Origin of the sequence: Alteromonas sp. 07-89-2 (genome assembly GCF_013113925.1) — a bacterium.
GTDB lineage: Bacteria > Pseudomonadota > Gammaproteobacteria > Enterobacterales > Alteromonadaceae > Alteromonas > Alteromonas macleodii.
Map to the genome: position 1 here is coordinate 126,769 of NZ_VTYM01000023.1, position 19,552 is coordinate 146,320.

The window sequence follows — 19,552 nt, forward strand, 5'->3', positions numbered from 1 at the left end:
TGCTATTCATTGCCCTCGTTGTCTTTTTTGTCTTTCTTAGACGAAGTTTTGCGAATGGTCTCAGGTGTGAATACTGTGGTCACTCGACCCTCACCATCCTTACCTGCTCCGCCAGTCGCTAGCAATTGCTCGGTAATCATATCGAACGTGATGTTGTCACCCTGTACTTTACTGGTGTCTTGTTTCAACTCTGCGTTTCCGGCAAGAGAAATCGTTCGGTTCACCACTTCATAGCGTATTTCATTAGCTTTTGCCGAAACTGGCGTGCCGTCTTCCAATTGCTGGGAATAGCTTGCAGGCTTTCCTCTAGCAATAAATATTTCACGACCACCACCGTCAGTGGCAATTACTTCCACTTCGTCAGCTTCAATAACCAAAGAGCCTTGAGTTATGAGTACGTCGTCTTTGTACAACGCGGTTTTATTTTTACCGTCGATAAACTGGGTGTTCGAGCCTATTTTTATGGGCTGCGAAAAGTCATCTTCACTGGCGTGTACCGCACCGCTAGCGATGGCAAGCAATAAACTAGTTGCTAGGGGAATAAGTGGTTTGTACATGATCTAAAAGCTCGTATTCTTGTGTGCGTAAATTCGCGTTAAACCCATTACTTAAAATGACATATTGGGTGCCCAGTATTTCAACGGGTTGGTCAGATGTCATTTGCTTGGTTTCTAAATTAATTTGAATGTACTCGGTCGATATACTTCTGACAAAGTCATCGCCAGTTTGGTTCTCAATATTAACTTGGTTTTCCAGCTGGATTAGCTCGTTATTGTATAGTGTACCTTCATCAGCGGTTACCACCCATGGTGATGACGCGTTTTCTGTATAAAGGGTGTATTTAGGTTGCTGAAACAATACAAAGCCAAGCTGGTCGTAATGCTCCATCGACTCTGCAAATACTTTGTGATTTAACTCACCGTCTTGATTGTACAGCGTAGTGGTTAGATTTTTTGCTTTGTAGGCGGGCTTTAGCGCATCGTTTTCACGATTCCCCTGCGTTTCAGGCTGCTCTTCCATCCACGTAGGGATGTACATCAGCATCGCCAGAATAAATAGCGCCGATATACTTAATCCTAAGCGATTAAAGCCAAACAGGCTCATACACTAGCTCCAAAAATCTCATTTGCTACCCCTTTGGCCTGCAAAATGGTATCCGATATTTCTCGGACCGCGCCAAACCCACCGGGAAGGGTCGTAATCCAGTTTGCTTGTTTTGCTACGTAAGGATGGGCATCGGCAACCGCAATTTTAACTGCAACGTGCTTGTACATACCCGTATCTGGCATGTCATCACCTACCGCAGCCACTTCGTCAGTGTTTAACTCAAGGCGTTTCATCAGGTCGCTAAGCGCGTCTGCTTTATTCTCTTCGCCTTGAATTATATGTGCAACATTCAGTGCCTTCATTCTATTTTCAACAATGGCAGAGCGACGTCCAGTAATAACCGCGACATTCACTCCATTGCTCACTAGCGCTTTTACACCATATCCATCACGGGTATGGAATGCTTTAAGTTCTTCACCGTCGTTACCTAAGTAAATTCGGCCATCTGAGAACACACCATCAACGTCGCATACCAGCAACTTTATCTTGGCTAGTTTTGCGAAAAGCGAGTCATTTATTTCCGTGTACAAGGTGGTTGTCATTTAAAGCACTCCTGCTTTTAGTAGCATATGCATGTTAAAAGCCCCAACAGGTTTGCGCTTATCGTCAGTAACCATTAACGCACTAATTTTATGGGTTTCCATCAAATTCAGGGCTTCTACAGCCAGCTGACCTGCGGTGGTAGTCTTGCCGCCCTTAGTCATTACTTCTTCTACTGTCGCACTGTGTACGTCTACGCGGGCATCGAGAATTCGTCGTAGGTCGCCATCCGTAAAGACGCCTGTCAGTGTACCGTCTGCCGCTATCACGCCTGTCATACCCAACCCCTTTTTAGATATTTCCAGCAGTGCGTCAGCGACAGAAGCACTGGCATGGACAAGGGGGATATCACTGCCGCTTAGCATGATATCGCTAACTTTAAGCAGAAGTTTTCTGCCTAAGCTACCGCCTGGGTGCGAAAGCGCAAAGTCATCTGAGGTGAAACCTTTTTGGTCGAGCAATGCTACCGCAAGCGCATCACCCATAACCAGTGTGGCGGTTGTGCTTGACGTAGGAGCAAGACCTAGCGAACACGCTTCTTTTTCAACGCTGATATCAAGCACGACATCTGCGTGTTGCCCTAATGAACTGGAAGCACTGTTGGTCATGGCGACCACCTGTATGCCTAAGCGCTTAACTACGGGCAATAAGTTAACTAGCTCGTTAGTCTCGCCAGAATTAGAGATGGCGAGTAAGACATCGCCTTTGCTTAGCATGCCCAAGTCGCCATGGTTGGCTTCACCAGGGTGCATGAAAAACGCAGGAGTACCTGTACTGGCAAGCGTAGCGGCAATTTTATTTCCGATATGCCCAGACTTTCCCATACCACTCACGACAACTTTACCCTTGCAGGCAAAGAGAATATTACAGGCAGCGATAAATTCATTGTTTAAGCGCTCTGCCAGATTAGCAATAGCTTGAGTTTCAATTTCAATAACGCGCTTCGCTGAGTCGATATAGTTCATCTGAGTTTGTGTATTCATGATTATCCGAATAGCCAGAATTGATAGCCGATAAAGCAAGCCAGAAGTATGAATCCATTTGTTCTTGATATTGTACGTTTGCCGATTAAATCGAAGCTGAACAAGAACAGTAATAATGTTAAACCAAGCATTACGTACATATCTCGGTTGTAAACGTCAGGGTCCAGGATACCAGGCGCGATTAACCCGGGCATGCCAAGTACGGCAAGCAGGTTGAAGATATTTGAGCCGATGATATTACCCAGTGCTAAATCGTCTTCACCTTTCAGTACACCCGCAACACTTGCTGCTAGTTCAGGTAGACTTGTACCAAACGCAATAATCGTTAGTCCGATAACCAAATCCGAAATGCCCATGTATCTGGCAATTTCTACTGCTGAGTTCACCAAAAAGTGAGCACTTAATGGCAGTATTACAAGGCCTACACCAATCCAAATGAGGGCTGACGTATTTGAAACGCCTTTGGGGATTTCATCTGCGGTTTCCGCAACCAGAGGGTCTTCTTTATCTACCTGTAGCGACAACCACGCCATCATTGCCAGTACGAAAATGAACAGGCCTAGTAGGATAATGCCTTCATAAGACTTAAGTTCACCGTCAAACATAAAGCCAATGGCAATCAATGAGATGATAAGGAGTGCTGGAAGTTCGCGCTTTAACGTTGTTGATGAAACAAGCAATGGTTTCACTAGCGCGGTTATACCTAAAACTAGCGCGATGTTCGTGATGTTAGAACCTAGCGCGTTACCCACGGCGGTGTTCATATTGCCATTTGCGGAGGCTATGGCGGAAACCACAATTTCAGGTGCCGAAGATCCCATAGCGACAATCGTTAGTCCGATCATCATTGGAGAAATGCCGATGTTTTTTGCTAATGCTGAGGCGCCATATACAAACCGGTCAGCGCTCCAACTCAGCACAATCAGCCCAACAAGAAAAATGACAATGTTTAAAAGCACAACAACCTGTAATAGAAAGTATTTCGCTAGATTGTCGCAAAAAGAGTGCCATTTGCCTATGCTCGCAGCGTTTTATTTTCGCCAAATACTGTCAATTGACGTAAATTTCCGCTGAACACGCAAATTAGGTCGCACTTACACACACAAGACTTCATATTCAGTTTCAGTTAAGAAACAACAAAATAGGATGGAGTCAATGTTAAGCGTAAAGATTGCTAGGGAAGGTTAGGCACTTGGGCGTGAGATACCGAATACCAGTCCGCATAGATAATTGCCCACTCAGAAGGCGCTGGCAAGTTTCCTAGCGAAGCGTGGGAATGCAGGAATGGCTGTTCCCTTTCAAATTCCCAGAATGAAGCTAGGAAGCTTGCCAGACCTTCCCGAAGGGCGAGTTTAAAATGTCCGTACTCTTCTTAATCGAACATAACTTGTAACTTTTTGACTTTGGCGAGGGGCTTGAAAAAGCGTACAATGCCCTTAAATTACACCGCCCAGACAAAGTGTTCTATACCGTGTCTGGCGATAGAAATCCAAAAAAGTACACTGGAGAGTAAACTTTTTTGATTTCATGCGCTCATAAAGTAAACTGTGCAGTAAACCTTAAGAGTGGATCAAGTGAAGGCACAGAAATTGAATACTCACTTACTCTTATAATTTTAAAATTTTCTAAGTGGATTGAACGCGTTATTTTATAAGCTCTCAATCCAACGTCAGGGGTCGACATTTAAGTAACTATGGATCATTTAGTTGAAGTAGATAACCTTACCTTTAAGCGCGCTGATCGCATCATTTATGATGGGATATCGCTAAAGGTACCCAAAGGCAAAATTACTGCGGTAATGGGGCCAAGTGGTATAGGTAAAACCACGCTGCTGCGCCTTATTGGCGGGCAGTTAACGCCAGATGAAGGTGACGTTAGGTTCGACGGCGATTCGATTGTTTCTATGTCGAGAAAAACGCTATATGAGACACGTCGTAGAATGAGCATGCTTTTTCAAAGTGGTGCGCTTTTTACCGATATGAGTGTGTTCGATAACGTGGCGTTTCCACTTCGCGAACATACAAAACTTTCTGAAGACGTTATTGCGACAATTGTCGCTTTAAAGCTACAGGCAGTAGGATTGCGCGGTGCAGCTCAATTAATGCCTAGTGAATTGTCTGGTGGTATGGCGCGCAGGGCTGCTTTGGCAAGGGCAATTGCACTAGATCCAGATTTAATCATGTACGACGAACCCTTTGCCGGACAAGATCCTATATCAATGGGTGTGCTGGTTAAGCTTATTCGTGAATTAAACGACGCACTTAATCTAACCAGTATTGTGGTGACTCACGATGTCACTGAAGTACTGACCATTGCCGATTATATTTATATCTTAGCTGACAAGCGGGTTATCGGTGAAGGAACGGCGCAGCAAATCAAAGAAAGTGACTCTGAATTAGTCCAACAGTTCTTGAAAGGAAAAGCAGATGGTCCGGTACCATTTCATTATCCTGCACCTGATTTGAAAGCAAGCTTCTTGGGGGCAGATAAATGAAGTTCTTCCAATCAATAGGCGCTAAAACGATAGGGAAGGTCACTGCGGTTGGTCGAGCAGCTCTTATGTTGTTTGGTGCATTAATCGCTGTTCCTAGGCTTAAAAATGTACCGTTGGTGATTAAGCAATTGTATGTAGTGGGCGTTCAGTCGCTGCTAATTATTATGGTGTCGGGGTTATTCATCGGCATGGTAATGGCGCTACAAGGCTACACCATTTTGGTTGATTATGGCGCAGAAGGTAGCTTAGGCCCCATGGTCGCACTTTCATTGTTAAGAGAGCTTGGTCCGGTAGTTACCGCATTGCTTTTTGCTGGGCGAGCTGGCTCAGCCTTAACAGCTGAAATAGGCTTAATGAAAGCCACTGAGCAGCTGAGTAGTTTAGAGATGATGGCGGTAGACCCGCTACGACGTATTGTCGCACCGCGTTTTTGGGCGGGAATGTTAGCGATGCCTATGCTTGCCATTATTTTCAGTGCCATTGGTATTTTAGGCGGCCACTTAGTGGGTGTTGATTGGTTAGGCGTTGATGCAGGCAGCTACTGGTCAATTATGCAATCGACAGTAGATTGGAACCAGGATGTCATAAACGGCGTAATAAAAAGCCTCGTGTTTGCCTTGGTTGTGACGTGGATTGCCATATTTAAAGGTTACGATTCTATTCCAACATCGGAAGGGATCAGCAAAGCGACTACCGAAACGGTGGTCTATTCATCATTAGCAGTATTAGGGCTGGACTTCGTGCTAACCGCCCTTATGTTTGGTATCGAGTAGGGGATCGGAATGAGTAAGTATAAAACGGAAGTAATGGTTGGTGTGTTTGTCATGCTTACAATCGGTGCGTTGTTGTTATTGGCACTGAAAGTAGCAAACCAAACGGTAGCCACCGAAGGCGATACCTACACGTTATACGCAAAATTCGACAATATTGGCGGCTTAAAGCCGAGATCGGCAGTAAAGGTTGGTGGGGTAACGGTTGGCCGTGTGTCATCGATTACGCTAGACCAAGAAGATTTTACGCCAGTGGTTGAGCTGTCAATTTTAAATGAATACAACGGCTTTCCAGAAACCAGCTCTGTGTCTATTTTGACCTCGGGTTTGCTAGGCGAACAGTATGTTGGCTTCCAACCTGGCTTCTCTTTCGACGGTGTCGCTAATTTACAGAATGGCGATTACCTTCAGGATACTAAGTCAGCTTTGGTTCTTGAAGATCTCATTGGTCAGTTCTTATTTAATCGCGGAAGCGACGAAGACTAATCGCAGTATTACGGCCAGACGTATATTACCAAGTCGTTAAATTATTCCAGCGGCGTGATGAAACTTATTGGATTGCCATCAGGTCTGCTAAATAGAGTTTTAAGTTAGGAGAGTAATTTTGAAAAAGTTTATGGTAGCACTTGGCATCTTCATGATGTCTGTAGCGGGCATAGCGAATGCACAAGAAGTTAATGAACAAAACCCGTATGAATTGGTTCAAGACGTAGCAAACCGCACGTTTGAGCGCATCAAAGCGAACCAAGCAGCGATCAAAGCTGATCCTGAAATGCTACGCACTATTATGGAAGAAGAATTAGTACCTCATATCGACTACAAATTCGCTGCTTTTATGGTACTAGGTAAACACTTTAAGTCAGTACCTCAAGAGAAGATGGGCGAGTACATCAGCGTATTTCGTCAATATTTGGTAACAACCTACGCTGTGGCAATGGGCTACTACGACAACCAAGAAGTCATCTTTGAGCCTGAATCATCTTTTGATGATAAAAAATCAGTAACAGTGCGTGCAGTGGTTCAAGATCCAAACCGCCCTGAAATCAAAATTGCTTTTAAAGTTCGTAAAGATAGTAAAACGAACGAGTGGAAAGCCTACGATATGGTTGCTGAAGGCATCAGCATGCTAAACAGCAAGCGTAGCGAATTTGAATCAATCCTTCGTCAAGACGGTATCGATGCAGTTATCGCACTAATGCGCGACAAAATTGGTAAGCCAGTTGAGCTTAAGCAAGGTGAACCAATCGAAATCGAAGGAGAGGCTGAGTGAGCCTATTCGAGGTAAACGACAAAGGCAATGTAGTGGTTCACGGTCATCTTGACCGTGAAACGCTGTCGAAGAATTTCTGGGATAGTTTGAACGGAAATGAGCGTAGCACCTTGATTAACAATAAAAGATGTCTTGTTGATTTAAGTGATGTTGAGCGCGCAGACAGTGCAGGTTTGGCTTGGCTTATTAATGCCGCTAGGGATGCAAAGCAAAATGGTGTTAGCATGAGCCTATATAAAATGCCTGAGAAGCTACGTAAGCTTGCTAAAATAAGCGACGCAGATAGCTTTTTACCCGTAGAATAAACACCCGTTAGCGAATTAAGAAGTAAGTTATGGAATTGTCTGAAATTGAAAAAATCTTGAAAGATGCGTTAGACCTTCACGAAGTCCATGTAAAGGGCGAAGGTTCGCATTTTAATATTATTGCGGTAAGCGATGCTTTTAACGAAATGAGCCGTGTGAAGCGCCAGCAAGCGGTATATGCGCCTTTGGCTGATAAAATTGCAGACGGCAGCATGCATGCAATTACCATCAAGACGTTTTCAGTAAAAGACTGGGAGCGTGAGCGCCAGTTTAATATTCCTCAATAATAGGCGTAGCACGTGGATAAACTCGTAATTAAAAAGGGCCCTGCGCTCAACGGTACCGTGCGCATCTCTGGCGCTAAAAACGCGGCCTTGCCATTGTTGATGACAAGCTTGCTGACCGACTCTCCTTGTCGTTACACCAACGTTCCTCGTCTTCGTGACATCAATACTACGACGGCACTTTTGCGTGAATTAGGTGTTGAAGTCGCACTACCCGCACCTAACGATATCGTTATCGATGCGAGTACGCTACAAAGCGTTACAGCGTCCTATGAGTTAGTACGTACTATGCGTGCGTCTATCTTGGTACTTGGCCCACTGTTAGCTAAGCAAGGTAAAGCGAATGTCTCTTTGCCCGGTGGCTGTGCTATAGGTGCGCGCCCGGTAAATCTTCATTTAACTGGCCTTGAAAAGATGGGCGCGAAGATTGAAGTAGACGAAGGCTATATTCGAGCCGAAGTCGATGGGCGTCTGAAAGGTGCGCGTATTTTCATGGATATGGTAAGCGTGGGTGCCACTGAAAACCTACTGATGGCAGCGGCGCTGGCTGACGGAACAACCATTCTTGAAAACGCGGCACGCGAGCCCGAAATCGTTGATTTAGCAAACTGTCTTATTCAGATGGGCGCGAAAATTAGCGGTGCAGGAAGCGATAAAATAACCATTGAGGGCGTGGAAACCTTAAACGGTTGTGATTATGCAGTGCTGCCTGACCGTATAGAAACCGGTACTTTCTTGGTAGCGGCCGCTGTGACAGGTGGGAAAATACGCTGTACTCATGCGGCGCCAGATACATTAGATGCGGTGCTAGATAAGCTAGAGCAGGCCGGAGCTAAAATCACCACTGGTGATGACTGGATAGAGCTAGACATGGAAGGGCGCAAACCGCAGGCTGTGCGAGTTAAAACCGCACCACACCCAGCATTCCCTACAGATATGCAGGCGCAGTTTGTTACCTTGAACTGCGTTGCCGAAGGCACGGGCGTAATTACAGAAACCATATTTGAAAACCGCTTTATGCACGTGCCAGAGTTACAACGTATGGGCGCAGAAATCGCGTTAGAAGCGAACTCAGCAGTGTCTAAAGGCAGCTCAAGCCTTAAAGGAGCTCCGGTAATGGCTACTGACCTGCGCGCGTCGGCAAGCTTGGTGATAGCTGGGCTCATCGCAGAAGGTGAGACTCACGTGAATCGCATTTATCACTTAGACCGTGGTTATGAAGCCATTGAAGAGAAGCTGGGTGGCTTGGGTGCCATCATTGAAAGAGTGAAAGAATAACTCAAGGTTTCGCACTTCTACGAAAAAGCGCCAGATAGAATATCTATCTGGCGCTTTTTTTGTGTCTATTATCTATGCGGGCTGGTATTAAATCTTCACGTTCTAAACTTGGGAAGCCGAACTAATCTGCCAGCTCCAACAATACTTATTGACCAGCGCGAAGCTCTGCAACCGTTGCCGTAAGAGTAATTGAACGCCCGTCGCGGCTGAGCTCAATTTCAAGTTCTGTACCGGGCTCGGTTTCGGCAATCATATCCAACGTTTTTGATGCGCTTTCTAAACGTACGCCGTCTATGGCTACTATGATGTCGCCAGGGCGGATACCCGCGATATCGGCAGGGCTGCCTTTAGCTACTGCTGAAACGTCTATGCCTGGTCGGTTGCGGTTTTCACCGCCAACAAAACCAAGCTGCCCGCGAACAACACGTCCATTGCTGATAATTTCATCCATGACTCGCTTAGCTAATTCGTAAGGCACGGCAAAGTTAATACCGTCTACATTGCGAGCGCGATTATTTGAATCTAGCACTTGGAAGTTGGCGTTAGTGATACCCAGCAAAATACCATTGCTATCTACCAGCGCACCACCAGAATTACCTTGGTTCAAAACTGCGTCGGTTTGAATGAAATCAACATAATTAGATAGACCATTTCGTCCGGCTCTGCTTACTATGCCTTGAGTAATGGTTTGTCCCAAATCGAAAGGATTACCAATCGCCATCACCACATCACCCACATGGGTGTCAGGTTCTGACACCTGAGGAATAATGTGCAGGTTATCAGCGGTGACTTTTAACACGGCAAGGTCGGTCAGTGGGTCGGTGCCCACAATTTGCGCTTCCAAAATACGTCCATCTTGAACCGCTACGTAAATGCTATCGGCATCTGCAACTACGTGGTGACAGGTAAGCAAATAGCCATTTTCTGTCATGATAACGCCAGAACCCAAATTGGTGCGCCCACGAGATTGATTTCTGAATAGGCCTGAACCGTTCTCAATACTGACGCTGTAGATATTGACTACTGCAGGCGCAGAGCGACTTAGAGCAGTAAAATAGCTTTCGCGACTAGCGCTTACTGAGGGGGAGTTAAAGAACCCTTGGGCAAGGCCTTTGCCTTGACGTAGATCGGGTAGGAAAACTAACAGTAATGCAGCAACAGCTACGCCAAGAAATACAGATTTTAGTAAGAAGTTAAAAATTGAGCGGCCAGTCACAAATCACACTTTTTGTTATCTGTCGCACTTAATTAATACGTGCCGTTAACTCAGCACTACTTCACAATCTTAAAGCGCAACATTCTTAAATTATCATCTTACGGCAAAGGATATCACTTTATTTAATAAACTACCGTAATGAAACGCAAATTTTGTGCAACTCAATTTGCACTAGCATGTACTTCAAAACCTTTCATGCTGTTCATACAGCCTTATTTACGTGGACATAGGTGTAGCTCAAGAATGCGGCTTATCAGAGGAGTCCGTAAAGAAGCCCCGTTAGGAAGCTAGGAGCACACTGTTTTCAACGGTTATCATTTGAAAACAAAAACGGCGCTTATAAAGCGCCGTTTTTATGCCAACCCTCAGCTTGGACACCAACGCGTCTGAGCTGAGGATGTAATTGAAGAGCTACATTGCTACTGTCTGATTACCAAATAAAGCGTAGAGTTTCCACGTTTTACATTGAGTGCGATAACGCCTTTGGCTTCGTCTAGTGCATTTCTGAACTCTGCAACCGTAGACGTACGTACGCGGTTAACGCCGATTATCACATCATCAGATTGAAGGCCAATTCGCGCCGCAGGCGCACCGCGCTCGATATCAGAAACCACTACACCAGCATTACCAGCATCGTCAGTGCCGTTAGACAGGGTTGCACCTTCTAGGGCTGGGTGAATTTGAGCAGCCGTCACTGTCGTGTCTGTAGCGTCATCTAATACAACATCTACATTCATTTTCTTACCTTTGCGCATAACGGTGAGCTCAACTTCAGCGCCCGCGCCCATACTCGCAATTTTTGCGCGCAGTTCTTGGAAGCTATGAAGTTTACGACCATTAATGGCAGTAATAATATCACCGGCTTGCAGACCACCTTTTTCAGCAGCCGAGTCTGGCTGCACTTCGCTCACGAACGCACCAATGTTCACTTCCGCATTCATGGCTTCGGCAAGGCCCGCGTCAATATCGCTACCTAAAATGCCTAGAAGGCCACGGCGAACTTCACCAAATTCTGCAATTTGATCAATTAGGCTTTTCATCATATTGGCAGGAATAGCAAACCCAATACCGACGTTGCCGCCGTTAGGACCAAAAATAGCGGTGTTGATACCAACCAGTTCACCGTGAAGGTTGACCAATGCGCCACCTGAGTTACCGCGGTTAATTGCCGCGTCAGTCTGAATGAAGTCTTCATAACCACCAATGTTTAAACCTGAGCGACCTAAAGCACTAACGATACCTGAGGTAACGGTTTGTGATAGACCGAATGGGTTGCCAATGGCTACTACGAAATCACCAACGCGCAGCGCGTCAGAATCGGCAAGCGGTAACGCTTTTAAATCATCAGGTTCAATTTTAAGTAGCGCGATATCGCTTTGCTCATCTGAACCTAGCTTTTTCGCCTTAAACTCGCGACCGTCAGTTAACTTAACAGTGATTTCATCTGCATTATCAACAACGTGGTTGTTGGTAACGACATAACCTTTATCGGCATCTATGATGACACCAGAACCAAGACCTCGGAAAGGGCGCTCTTGAACCTGTTCTTGCGGGGCGCCGAAGAAGTAGCGAAACATCTCGGGTACACGCTGCGTAGAGGTTTGTGTTCCTTCTACCGCAATGCTCACTACCGCTGGGGTAGCTTCTTCTAGCATAGGGGCTAAAGAGGGAACTTCATCTTTCTTATCAGAAAAGAACGGTAACGCCGCCTGTGTGCTAGCAGTAAAGCCCAATGAACTTACAACAACGGCAGACGCCAATAGACAATGGCGGAAAGACATTTTCATGTTCGCTTACACTCCTTCATGTTATATGCGACATAGCATGGTTTCACTAAAAGAGTCCGAGGTCGTGATAAAGTTCCCGATGTTACTGTTTTTCTGCGGTATTCTTATCAGATCCGCCGACGAACAGCCCAGAACCCGAGTTAGCGAAGTCTCTTGGCTGTGTGTCAGATACACGCTGAACTCTCGATTTGTCAGACCCTTTTAGGTTGTTACGTAAATATGTGGTTGCTTGTTCCCCATAAAAAGGAACTTTGCTGTCATCATCGCTGCCTTGCTCAAGCAGCAATTCATACTCTTCAATTTGTTGCTTCAAGGTTTCGCACTGGCTTTCAATGCTCTCTAAGCTTTGACGAGTTTGATGAATGTGGTGTTGCGCCTGCTGTGCGAGGATCTCTTTAACTTGCTTCTCAGTCTGTGCAGTATTGCCTGCGCCCTGCTTTTGTTGAAAAAAGCGACCTGCGAAAAAGCCAATAATTAACCCAACTACTAACAAAGCAAGAGATACTAACAATTCCATTATATTCTCCGAATCAATCTACATCTTGCAGCCGATCTTTACTTCTACGATCTAAAAGCTGCTTTCGACCATACGCTGAATATAGCAAGGTCGAACCCGAAAAGCGCATACATCGTGACATTTATTCGGTGTATGTCGAATTTCAATGTGAGATTCTACCGTGATTTCCATTAAAATTAAGGTCATAATTGAGAAATTCAAGCAGGTCGGTGCAGCAAGTGCCGCTATTGACTTTTGTACGGAGTGGTTTCGGCGATGACGCCATGGGAAAAATATCAGCTAGATCTTCAGTCGTCTGACTTTCATTACGACGCGGCGCAAGAAAATGCAGTAAAAGAACTTCAACGTTTGTTTGATGAACTTACCCAACCTGAAAAGAAAACGACGTGGCGGGTAAAGTTAAAAGCAGCGTTTGGGAAAGGCCATGCGAAGCCTGGTATCCAGGGCATTTACTTTTACGGTGGTGTAGGGCGAGGCAAAACCTATTTAGTAGATACATTCTACGACTGTTTGCCTTTCGAAAAGAAAATGCGCGTGCATTTTCACCGCTTTATGTACCGTGTGCACGATGAACTAAAGCAGCTTAAAAACGCACAAGACCCGCTAAAGCTGGTAGCGGCTAAGTTAGCAAAAGAAGCGCGGGTAATATGCTTTGACGAGTTTTTCGTGTCAGATATAACCGATGCTATGATCTTAGGCACGTTAATGGAAGAGCTGTTTGGTCACGGAATTGTGCTGGTGGCGACGTCGAACATAGTCCCTGACGATTTGTATAAAAACGGATTGCAGCGTGCGCGGTTCTTACCTGCTATCGATCTACTCAATCAGAATACCCGCGTAGTAAATGTTGATAGCGGTATTGATTATCGTCTTAGAACGTTAGAGCAAGCCGAAATTTATCACTACCCACTTGATGACGAAGCCACCGAAAACTTGCATAGCTACTTTTCTCAATTAGCTCCGGAAGAAGGCTCTAAAGGCGAAGATATTGAGGTGAACAACCGAAAAATACCGACGCTTAGAAACGCTGACGGGGTATTGATGATTGATTTTAAAGCCTTGTGTGGCGGGCCCAGAAGCCAGAGCGACTACATTGAGTTAAGCCGTTGTTATCACTCAGTGCTGTTAGCCAATGTTAGGGAAATGGGCCAACATAATGACGATGTGGCACGCCGTTTTATTGCCATGGTAGATGAGTTTTACGAGCGAAATGTAAAGTTAATCATATCGGCAGAAGTCGCGCTGGAAAGCTTGTACACCGAGGGGCTACTTAATTTTGAGTTCAGACGCTGTCTTAGCCGCTTAAAGGAAATGCAGTCACACGACTACCTGGCAACCGAGCATTTGCCGTAAGCATAAATATGGGTCAGAGTACATTTTGACCTCATTGAAAATGTGAAAGCTACCAACCTACACCCTTTCTAGGGGCGTTCACATTGGTATTACACGAAAATTAAGGTAGAATTTCGCCCAAATTTTTTGTGTCGCTTAGCCTACCGTTATTTTGGGCAGTGTTTCGCTTGGCAATTTTTAGCACCGTCGCGTTCGACCATTTATTGAAACGTCGAGTTCGGCAATGCTACCAAGTAAGGCAGAGCGATGCGCCTGATGAACGGTCAGGCAACAGGTAGCCCGATAAAACCCAACGCAGCATTTCAAATTGCGAGAAAGAGAATTTTAAGATGGGAAGAGCATTCGAAGTTCGTAAAAACGCCATGGCAAAAACTGCCGGCCAAAAAACTAAAGTTTATTCTAAATACGGTAAAGAAATTTACGTATGTGCGAAAAATGGTGGTGCCGATCCAGACACCAACCTTTCACTTCGCCGCCTAATGGAAAAGGCGAAGAAAGACCAAGTACCAAGCCACGTTATTGAAAAAGCGATTGATAAAGCCGCTGGTGGCGCTGGCGAAGATTTCCAGCCTATGCGTTATGAAGGTTTTGGCCCAGGTAACTGCATGGTCATTGTTGACTGCTTGTCTGACAATGCAAACCGCACCATCACTGAAGTACGTAACTGCTTTACTAAAACCAACGCGAAACTTGGTGCACAGGGTGCGGTATCGCATATGTTCGATCACCAAGCGGTATTCCAGTTTGAAGGTGACGACGAAGACGCTATCCTAGAAGTGCTAATGGAAGCCGACGTAGACGTAACTGATGTTGAAGTTGAAGACGGTAAAGTTACAGTTTACGCGCCACACACTGAATTCTATCAAGTAAAAACAGCGCTAACTGAAGCCTACCCAGACATTAGCTTTATTGCAGAAGAAATGAGCTGGATGCCTCAGACCGAAACTGAGATAAGCGAAGAAGACATGCCGATGTTTGAAAAATTCATGGACATGCTTAACGACTGTGATGACGTGCAAGACGTTTACCACAACGCGATTACGCCTAACTAATTATTCGTAGAAAGTAGTTGAAACTGTGCCTAGTGGCAATTGTTGAATTGAGAGGCACAGTTAGCTTTTTCAATATAAGAAAAGCCTTATTGATAATCACAATTTTTAATGTTTCATGCGCATTCGCTCAAAAAACTGAAATTCACTTGACCCTTGCTCTTAATTTGAGGTTCGTAAACTGAATGTGGGCGCTTTTGCCTTTTGCTCACAAAATGGTGATGTTGACACTGAGTTAGCTGTAGGTAAGCCTCTAATTTCTTTTAACATCACCTTGCACTTAATCACATAACTGAAACCAATAATTTAATTTTTCAATTTAAATCAATTTATTGATAAAATGTTGGTTTATGAGCTGTTGAAGCAGCGTTGATAGAGTCATGTTGTTAAGCAAAATTCCTATTTTTAATCACGCGAACAACATTTTTGCCGCGCGAAACGTTATTAATTTAAGCTTCGTTTAGCATTAGCGGGTGGTTTTGTACCAGGCCCCTATCTTACAGGTTCGCTGGTCTATATCTTTGGGGTTTTATCCTCCCGTTTTATTATTACCGACCAATGGCTTTTTCGTAGAAAGCGAACACGTTTTTCGCACAATTTACCGCGAAATCACTTAAAAAGAGTGATTTGATTAAATTAATAGTTTTAAATAAAAAAGTTGTCCGAGGAACTTGCTAAATCTTGTAAAAGGTAAACAGCCAAAATTTCTCTTTTGTCGTTTACGACTGCCGCAATTTATCCGTATCAATAAGAGCAATCGATATACACTTTAATTATTAATGGAATTTTTGTGTAGCAGATATGCCGCGCTTTATCAGCTCATCTGTAACGCTGCTAATTGGCAAGGAAAGGTGCTAAGTAGAAATGCTAGGTAAGTAAAATTCATTGTGTCGAATAATTTTACATTTACAACATCTATCTTTTAGTTTAATCGATATTATCAACAACTTATTCATTGGCACCAATTATGCTGCATTCAACCTGACATATTAAGCGGTAATGTCGAATTTGACTACACATAAAGGATTTGTTTATGAAGAACATAAAGACATTTTCGCTTTTACTATTTATTTTTGGTTCGCTACAGACTCATGCAAGTGTTATCACTAGTGCGGGTACATTTTTTGATACAGATATTGCTTATGCTGGAGTTGGTGGATTAAGAGGAAATGGAAGTGGAGACATAACGCTTTCAGGTACCTCAGGGTCCATCGAGCAGGCTTATCTCTATTGGCACGGACCTACTAATTCGAGCGACCCATCGTTCAACGCTAGTGCATTATTTAATGGTACGAGCATAGTTGGTACTAATATAGGCTTTTCCGATGACAACTTCTGGGGTCAAGATAATAGCCAAGCCTACAGAGCCGATGTTACGAATATTATCACCGGAGACGGTATCTACAGCCTATCTGGCCTAAGCCCGAATAACAGCAATGGCGCATCACTAGTTGTTTATTATGATGATGGGGATGATAGCAACAATACTGATGTTGTTACTTTCGAAGGCAATGACGCAAATTTCGATAATATTTATGATCCCTTAGGATGGGACACTTCATTGTCAGGAATAAATTATAATTCAGGGTCTGCAAGACTGTTACTAGGAGTCTCCGATGGTCAGAGTTTTGCGGATGGCCTTTTTAGCATTAACGGCTCGGTTGTCAACGTTGACTTTGATGGTTTGAGCGTCCCCGCAACGGCTGGCTCATCGGTCACGAATGGTGCTTTATGGGATCTATTCGAGTTTGATGTTACCTCTTACCTAACAGTTGGGCTCAATTCGCTCAATATAAGTTACTCTGGCGGAAGTGACGCTTTGAGTGCTATTCACTATCAGGTAATATTACCCGCTGGCGCTGCACCAGATCAGCCTGGTGATGTAGTTGCAGTCTCAGCACCTTCTATATCGGCTTATTTTATTTTAGTTCTTGCTGGGTTGATTTTTTGTACACGATGCAATCAACTTTCTTGAATAAATTTTGCGATAGCAATCAATTATCGAGTGTTTCTAGGCATCAATTGCCAAAAGAAACACTCAATAATTTAGTTGTTTAAAAGTACGGATTCCAAAATTTATTATTTTAAAATTTAGTAGTATTTACTCAAGGCACTAAAGAGTTTTACAAGCCAACCGTCTCGTACTTAATGGGCGCTAGCAGCTTAAGAATGCGGTTTTCTTGTTGATAGGTTAGCCCCACATCGCGCATCGCACCTTGGACATACTCCACCAATATGTAAAATTCACGCTCCTTAATATTGAGACCCGTGTGAGACTCCAACATTGTTTTTCCATCATATTCGCAAGGCCCGCCAATAAGCTCGCATGTTTGCAATACAAGTTGATCTCTTAAATGTTTTTTGGGAACACCTTTGAAATAATGACCAATTACGGGGTCAGTGTAAATTCGTGTAATCGCTACGCCGTATATGGTATTGAGCGTTTTATGGCCGCCAATTTCTTCATAAAGGCTTTGTTCAGGAGCGCTGGCGCATGCGGTTATCAATAAGCTTAACGCAGCAATTACCATTAACCGGAAGCAGTGTCTGATCATTTCGTTCCCCTATCAAAAAGTGCTGTTTACCGTTAGATAAAATCCTGAAGAACTTTCTTGCAAAGGTAAATTGCCCAAATCCACATAGGCAGCGGTAATTGAAATAGATTTATTTGGGAAGTAGGCAATAAACGCATCAACAACGGTGTCTTCTTCAGCTAAGCCTCCTAATCGATTGGTTTGCGTTCTAAACTCTGTGCCAATTGCTGTGGTAGGGCTAATTAATACCGCTACAGAGCCCTCCCATTCGAGCTTAGCGCTATCGTTGTTTTCAGAACCAAATCCAAGTAAGCCAAACACATTCGCCTTCGTATATCGCGCGGTAAGATTGGTGAGTAAATTATAACCTGATGGGGTGCCCAACCACAGTTTCGTGGCTGAAAGGTAAACGTCGGTACCACTGTCGTCTGTCGCTCCTAGCAGCATTGGTACGCCTACGCCGGGCAAGGGGGTCGTACCGTCGGGTAGCGAAAGAGAGCTGTCGTAGTCTCTGTTTTTCTTGTATTGTGCGCCGATGGATATTTGGGGTATCCATGAGTTTTGAGTAAAGACGCCATCGCCAAGAACCTTAACTTTTGCACCGATTATATCTTGCTCAATGGTGGTGCTGTTGGCGTTTGTAATAGCACCTTCTGTGAGTAACGCGAAAACGTTGCTTGTTAACCCTGAAGCAATATCGAGGCGCTGTCGCTGCACGCTAAGCTCTATACGGTCAAACAAACTAACACTTGCCCCTGCTGTTGTAAGGGAATAATCGCTTAGGCTTAAGTACTGAATATTTGCCGAATAACTGACCTCTTCTTTACTCGCGTATCCGCCAATAAATGCCCAAGGCGTAATGCCGCCACCCGCAGTGCCCTCGAAACCTGTAATACCACCAGATGCAATTAAGCGAGATCCACTGTCTGCGAGTACGGGAGACGATGCGAGAAAAAGAGGGAGGAGTAAATGCCTAATCATAAGGTAAACCTAATGTTTTTAAATGGTTTTTTGTAATTCTATTGATCAGCATAGCGCTTAACCCATGAATTGTGAAATGCACGCTGCTGGCGGTATTAACTATTATCGAATTTTTATTATCAAAAAATATTTGAAACTGATTCGTTTTTTATGGGGCTTATCATTGAAAAGCTGAATCTATACCATACACGCCATATTCATTGAGTACTTTAATTTTCTGTTCGCTGCATTCATGCGTGAACAACAAATAGCAGACGTATTGAGGAGTTAGTTGTGTCTCATCCAATTATTGAAGATTTAAATAAGCGTTACACGGTTAAACAGTACGATGCGGGTAAACGCATTTCAGCTGATGATCTGGCGACAATTCTTGAGGCGTTGAGACTTTCAGCGTCTTCAATCAACTCTCAGCCATGGAGATTTGTGGTTGTTGAAAGTGATGAAGCCAAGCAGCGTTTACACGATAGCTTTGCCAACAAGCATCAGTTCAATCAGCATCACGCTAAAGAAGCATCGCATACCATTCTGTTTGCCTATGACCCTAAATTTACAAAAGAGAAATTTGTAAAGCGTGTCGATGCAGAAGTATCGTCTGGTCATCTACCCGAAGATATGCGTGAAAACTTCATGGGCGCTTACGCATTTGCTGAAGCGAACACCGATGAGAACGGTAACAACGCGGCTTGGACCAAAGCGCAAGTTTATCTAGCGCTAGGCAATGTTCTTCACACGCTGGCGCGTTTAGGCATAGCGTCTACGCCGATGGAAGGTGTTGACGCCGAACTGCTTGGCGAACAGTTTAAAGATGAGCTAGACGGGCACGTTTGCGAAGTGGCACTTGCCATGGGCTATCCAGATACAGAGCAAGATTGGAACCATGGTCTACCTAAAGCACGCCTTGCAAAAGAAGATGTGATCGCGGTTGTGTAATACCTGACTACACAAGGTTGCTATGTATATAACAAAGCCCGCTTAGCGCGTAATGCCGATCAGTTAAGAAAATTTTCATGATCGGTTGACCGATCTTTTTAAGGCTTCAAAATCCGATATCAGTCTCTGGTATCGGATTTTTTAATGTCTTTAC

At 44.4% G+C, this 19,552-nt stretch carries 21 protein-coding genes; 11 read left to right on the forward strand and 10 right to left on the reverse strand.

All coding sequences use genetic code 11. The features are described from left to right. Positions 1-2: 2 nt before the first annotated feature. Genes lptA through F0261_RS14995 form a run of 5 tightly spaced genes read right to left on the reverse strand, consistent with a single transcriptional unit; the run spans position 3 to position 3,589 of the window. The gene (gene lptA, locus F0261_RS14975; protein ID WP_014948344.1) at positions 3-557 is read right to left on the reverse strand and encodes a lipopolysaccharide transport periplasmic protein LptA; all 555 of its coding nucleotides are present in this window, start codon (positions 555-557) and stop codon (positions 3-5) included. Beyond that, positions 526-1,104 carry an LPS export ABC transporter periplasmic protein LptC gene (gene lptC, locus F0261_RS14980; RefSeq protein WP_014948345.1) on the reverse strand — a complete coding sequence of 193 codons (579 nt, stop codon included), beginning with the start codon at positions 1,102-1,104 and terminating at the stop codon, positions 526-528. The genes lptA and lptC overlap by 32 nt, the downstream gene beginning before the upstream one ends. Beyond that, positions 1,101-1,649 (reverse strand): 3-deoxy-manno-octulosonate-8-phosphatase KdsC, encoded by a 549-nt coding sequence (gene kdsC / locus F0261_RS14985; RefSeq protein ID WP_039224564.1) that lies wholly within the window; start codon positions 1,647-1,649, stop codon positions 1,101-1,103. Before kdsC ends, lptC begins: the two co-directional genes overlap by 4 nt. After that, a complete protein-coding gene (locus tag F0261_RS14990; RefSeq protein WP_014948347.1) occupies positions 1,650-2,630 on the reverse strand; it encodes a KpsF/GutQ family sugar-phosphate isomerase in 981 nt (326 codons plus the stop codon). 2 nt (positions 2,631-2,632) lie between these two features. Then, positions 2,633-3,589, reverse strand: a complete 957-nt coding sequence (locus tag F0261_RS14995) for a calcium/sodium antiporter (RefSeq protein WP_014948348.1) — start codon at positions 3,587-3,589, stop codon at positions 2,633-2,635. A gap of 734 nt (positions 3,590-4,323) precedes the next feature. Between F0261_RS14995 and mlaF the strand changes: the two genes are divergently transcribed. The 7 genes from mlaF to murA all read left to right on the forward strand — a co-directional run bounded on the left by mlaF (position 4,324) and on the right by murA (position 9,031). Beyond that, on the forward strand, positions 4,324-5,124 hold the full coding sequence (mlaF, locus tag F0261_RS15000) for a phospholipid ABC transporter ATP-binding protein MlaF (RefSeq protein WP_014948349.1): 801 nt from the start codon (positions 4,324-4,326) through the stop codon (positions 5,122-5,124). Beyond that, positions 5,121-5,897 (forward strand): lipid asymmetry maintenance ABC transporter permease subunit MlaE, encoded by a 777-nt coding sequence (mlaE, locus tag F0261_RS15005; RefSeq protein ID WP_014948350.1) that lies wholly within the window; start codon positions 5,121-5,123, stop codon positions 5,895-5,897. The genes mlaF and mlaE overlap by 4 nt, the downstream gene beginning before the upstream one ends. 9 nt (positions 5,898-5,906) lie before the next feature. Beyond that, complete coding sequence (gene mlaD, locus F0261_RS15010; protein WP_014948351.1) at positions 5,907-6,380, forward strand: outer membrane lipid asymmetry maintenance protein MlaD; 474 nt, start codon at positions 5,907-5,909, stop codon at positions 6,378-6,380. Positions 6,381-6,498: 118 nt separating this feature from the next. Next, positions 6,499-7,164: a phospholipid-binding protein MlaC gene (locus F0261_RS15015; protein ID WP_014948352.1), complete on the forward strand. Its 666-nt coding sequence runs from the start codon at positions 6,499-6,501 to the stop codon at positions 7,162-7,164. Further along, positions 7,161-7,469 carry an STAS domain-containing protein gene (locus tag F0261_RS15020; protein WP_171338356.1) on the forward strand — a complete coding sequence of 103 codons (309 nt, stop codon included), beginning with the start codon at positions 7,161-7,163 and terminating at the stop codon, positions 7,467-7,469. Before F0261_RS15015 ends, F0261_RS15020 begins: the two co-directional genes overlap by 4 nt. A gap of 29 nt (positions 7,470-7,498) precedes the next feature. Next, a complete protein-coding gene (locus F0261_RS15025) occupies positions 7,499-7,756 on the forward strand; it encodes a BolA family protein (RefSeq protein ID WP_012517351.1) in 258 nt (85 codons plus the stop codon). 12 nt (positions 7,757-7,768) lie between these two features. Next, positions 7,769-9,031 (forward strand): UDP-N-acetylglucosamine 1-carboxyvinyltransferase, encoded by a 1,263-nt coding sequence (gene murA / locus F0261_RS15030; protein ID WP_014948355.1) that lies wholly within the window; start codon positions 7,769-7,771, stop codon positions 9,029-9,031. 145 nt (positions 9,032-9,176) lie between these two features. Here the strand turns inward: murA and F0261_RS15035 are convergent, their stop codons facing one another. The 3 genes from F0261_RS15035 to F0261_RS15045 all read right to left on the reverse strand — a co-directional run bounded on the left by F0261_RS15035 (position 9,177) and on the right by F0261_RS15045 (position 12,551). After that, the gene (locus tag F0261_RS15035; protein ID WP_014948356.1) at positions 9,177-10,247 is read right to left on the reverse strand and encodes a trypsin-like peptidase domain-containing protein; all 1,071 of its coding nucleotides are present in this window, start codon (positions 10,245-10,247) and stop codon (positions 9,177-9,179) included. A 419-nt stretch (positions 10,248-10,666) separates the two neighbouring features. Continuing rightward, complete coding sequence (locus F0261_RS15040; protein WP_014948357.1) at positions 10,667-12,028, reverse strand: DegQ family serine endoprotease; 1,362 nt, start codon at positions 12,026-12,028, stop codon at positions 10,667-10,669. A gap of 88 nt (positions 12,029-12,116) precedes the next feature. Beyond that, complete coding sequence (locus F0261_RS15045; protein ID WP_014948358.1) at positions 12,117-12,551, reverse strand: DUF1043 family protein; 435 nt, start codon at positions 12,549-12,551, stop codon at positions 12,117-12,119. A 255-nt stretch (positions 12,552-12,806) separates the two neighbouring features. Between F0261_RS15045 and zapE the strand changes: the two genes are divergently transcribed. The 3 genes from zapE (at position 12,807) to F0261_RS15060 (ending at position 16,928) form a co-directional block, all read left to right on the forward strand. Further along, positions 12,807-13,904, forward strand: coding sequence for a cell division protein ZapE (gene zapE / locus F0261_RS15050; protein WP_171338357.1), 1,098 nt, complete (start codon positions 12,807-12,809; stop codon positions 13,902-13,904). 329 nt (positions 13,905-14,233) lie between these two features. Continuing rightward, positions 14,234-14,956: a YebC/PmpR family DNA-binding transcriptional regulator gene (locus tag F0261_RS15055; RefSeq protein ID WP_014948360.1), complete on the forward strand. Its 723-nt coding sequence runs from the start codon at positions 14,234-14,236 to the stop codon at positions 14,954-14,956. A 1,030-nt stretch (positions 14,957-15,986) separates the two neighbouring features. Continuing rightward, positions 15,987-16,928, forward strand: coding sequence for a hypothetical protein (locus tag F0261_RS15060; protein WP_171338358.1), 942 nt, complete (start codon positions 15,987-15,989; stop codon positions 16,926-16,928). A 148-nt stretch (positions 16,929-17,076) separates the two neighbouring features. Here F0261_RS15060 and F0261_RS15065 read toward each other — a convergent pair whose 3' ends face one another. Next, positions 17,077-17,508 carry a group 1 truncated hemoglobin gene (locus tag F0261_RS15065; protein ID WP_171338359.1) on the reverse strand — a complete coding sequence of 144 codons (432 nt, stop codon included), beginning with the start codon at positions 17,506-17,508 and terminating at the stop codon, positions 17,077-17,079. 12 nt (positions 17,509-17,520) lie between these two features. Beyond that, positions 17,521-18,468 (reverse strand): DUF3034 family protein, encoded by a 948-nt coding sequence (locus tag F0261_RS15070; protein WP_171338360.1) that lies wholly within the window; start codon positions 18,466-18,468, stop codon positions 17,521-17,523. Between the two features lie 273 nt (positions 18,469-18,741). Here F0261_RS15070 and F0261_RS15075 point away from each other — a divergent pair, with 273 nt between their 5' ends. After that, positions 18,742-19,398 (forward strand): NAD(P)H-dependent oxidoreductase, encoded by a 657-nt coding sequence (locus F0261_RS15075; RefSeq protein ID WP_171338361.1) that lies wholly within the window; start codon positions 18,742-18,744, stop codon positions 19,396-19,398. The last annotated feature ends 154 nt before the right edge of the window (positions 19,399-19,552 follow it).

What these genes read in the sequence shown, in the direction of transcription:
- lptA (WP_014948344.1), bottom strand. Translation starts at nt 557, where the DNA reads ATGTACAAACCACTTATTCCCCTAGCAACTAGTTTATTGCTTGCCATC.
- lptC (WP_014948345.1), bottom strand. Translation starts at nt 1,104, where the DNA reads ATGAGCCTGTTTGGCTTTAATCGCTTAGGATTAAGTATATCGGCGCTA.
- kdsC (WP_039224564.1), bottom strand. Translation starts at nt 1,649, where the DNA reads ATGACAACCACCTTGTACACGGAAATAAATGACTCGCTTTTCGCAAAA.
- F0261_RS14990 (WP_014948347.1), bottom strand. Translation starts at nt 2,630, where the DNA reads ATGAATACACAAACTCAGATGAACTATATCGACTCAGCGAAGCGCGTT.
- mlaF (WP_014948349.1), top strand. Translation starts at nt 4,324, where the DNA reads ATGGATCATTTAGTTGAAGTAGATAACCTTACCTTTAAGCGCGCTGAT.
- mlaE (WP_014948350.1), top strand. Translation starts at nt 5,121, where the DNA reads ATGAAGTTCTTCCAATCAATAGGCGCTAAAACGATAGGGAAGGTCACT.
- mlaD (WP_014948351.1), top strand. Translation starts at nt 5,907, where the DNA reads ATGAGTAAGTATAAAACGGAAGTAATGGTTGGTGTGTTTGTCATGCTT.
- F0261_RS15025 (WP_012517351.1), top strand. Translation starts at nt 7,499, where the DNA reads ATGGAATTGTCTGAAATTGAAAAAATCTTGAAAGATGCGTTAGACCTT.
- F0261_RS15040 (WP_014948357.1), bottom strand. Translation starts at nt 12,028, where the DNA reads ATGTCTTTCCGCCATTGTCTATTGGCGTCTGCCGTTGTTGTAAGTTCA.
- F0261_RS15045 (WP_014948358.1), bottom strand. Translation starts at nt 12,551, where the DNA reads ATGGAATTGTTAGTATCTCTTGCTTTGTTAGTAGTTGGGTTAATTATT.
- zapE (WP_171338357.1), top strand. Translation starts at nt 12,807, where the DNA reads ATGACGCCATGGGAAAAATATCAGCTAGATCTTCAGTCGTCTGACTTT.
- F0261_RS15055 (WP_014948360.1), top strand. Translation starts at nt 14,234, where the DNA reads ATGGGAAGAGCATTCGAAGTTCGTAAAAACGCCATGGCAAAAACTGCC.
- F0261_RS15060 (WP_171338358.1), top strand. Translation starts at nt 15,987, where the DNA reads ATGAAGAACATAAAGACATTTTCGCTTTTACTATTTATTTTTGGTTCG.
- F0261_RS15065 (WP_171338359.1), bottom strand. Translation starts at nt 17,508, where the DNA reads ATGATCAGACACTGCTTCCGGTTAATGGTAATTGCTGCGTTAAGCTTA.
- F0261_RS15070 (WP_171338360.1), bottom strand. Translation starts at nt 18,468, where the DNA reads ATGATTAGGCATTTACTCCTCCCTCTTTTTCTCGCATCGTCTCCCGTA.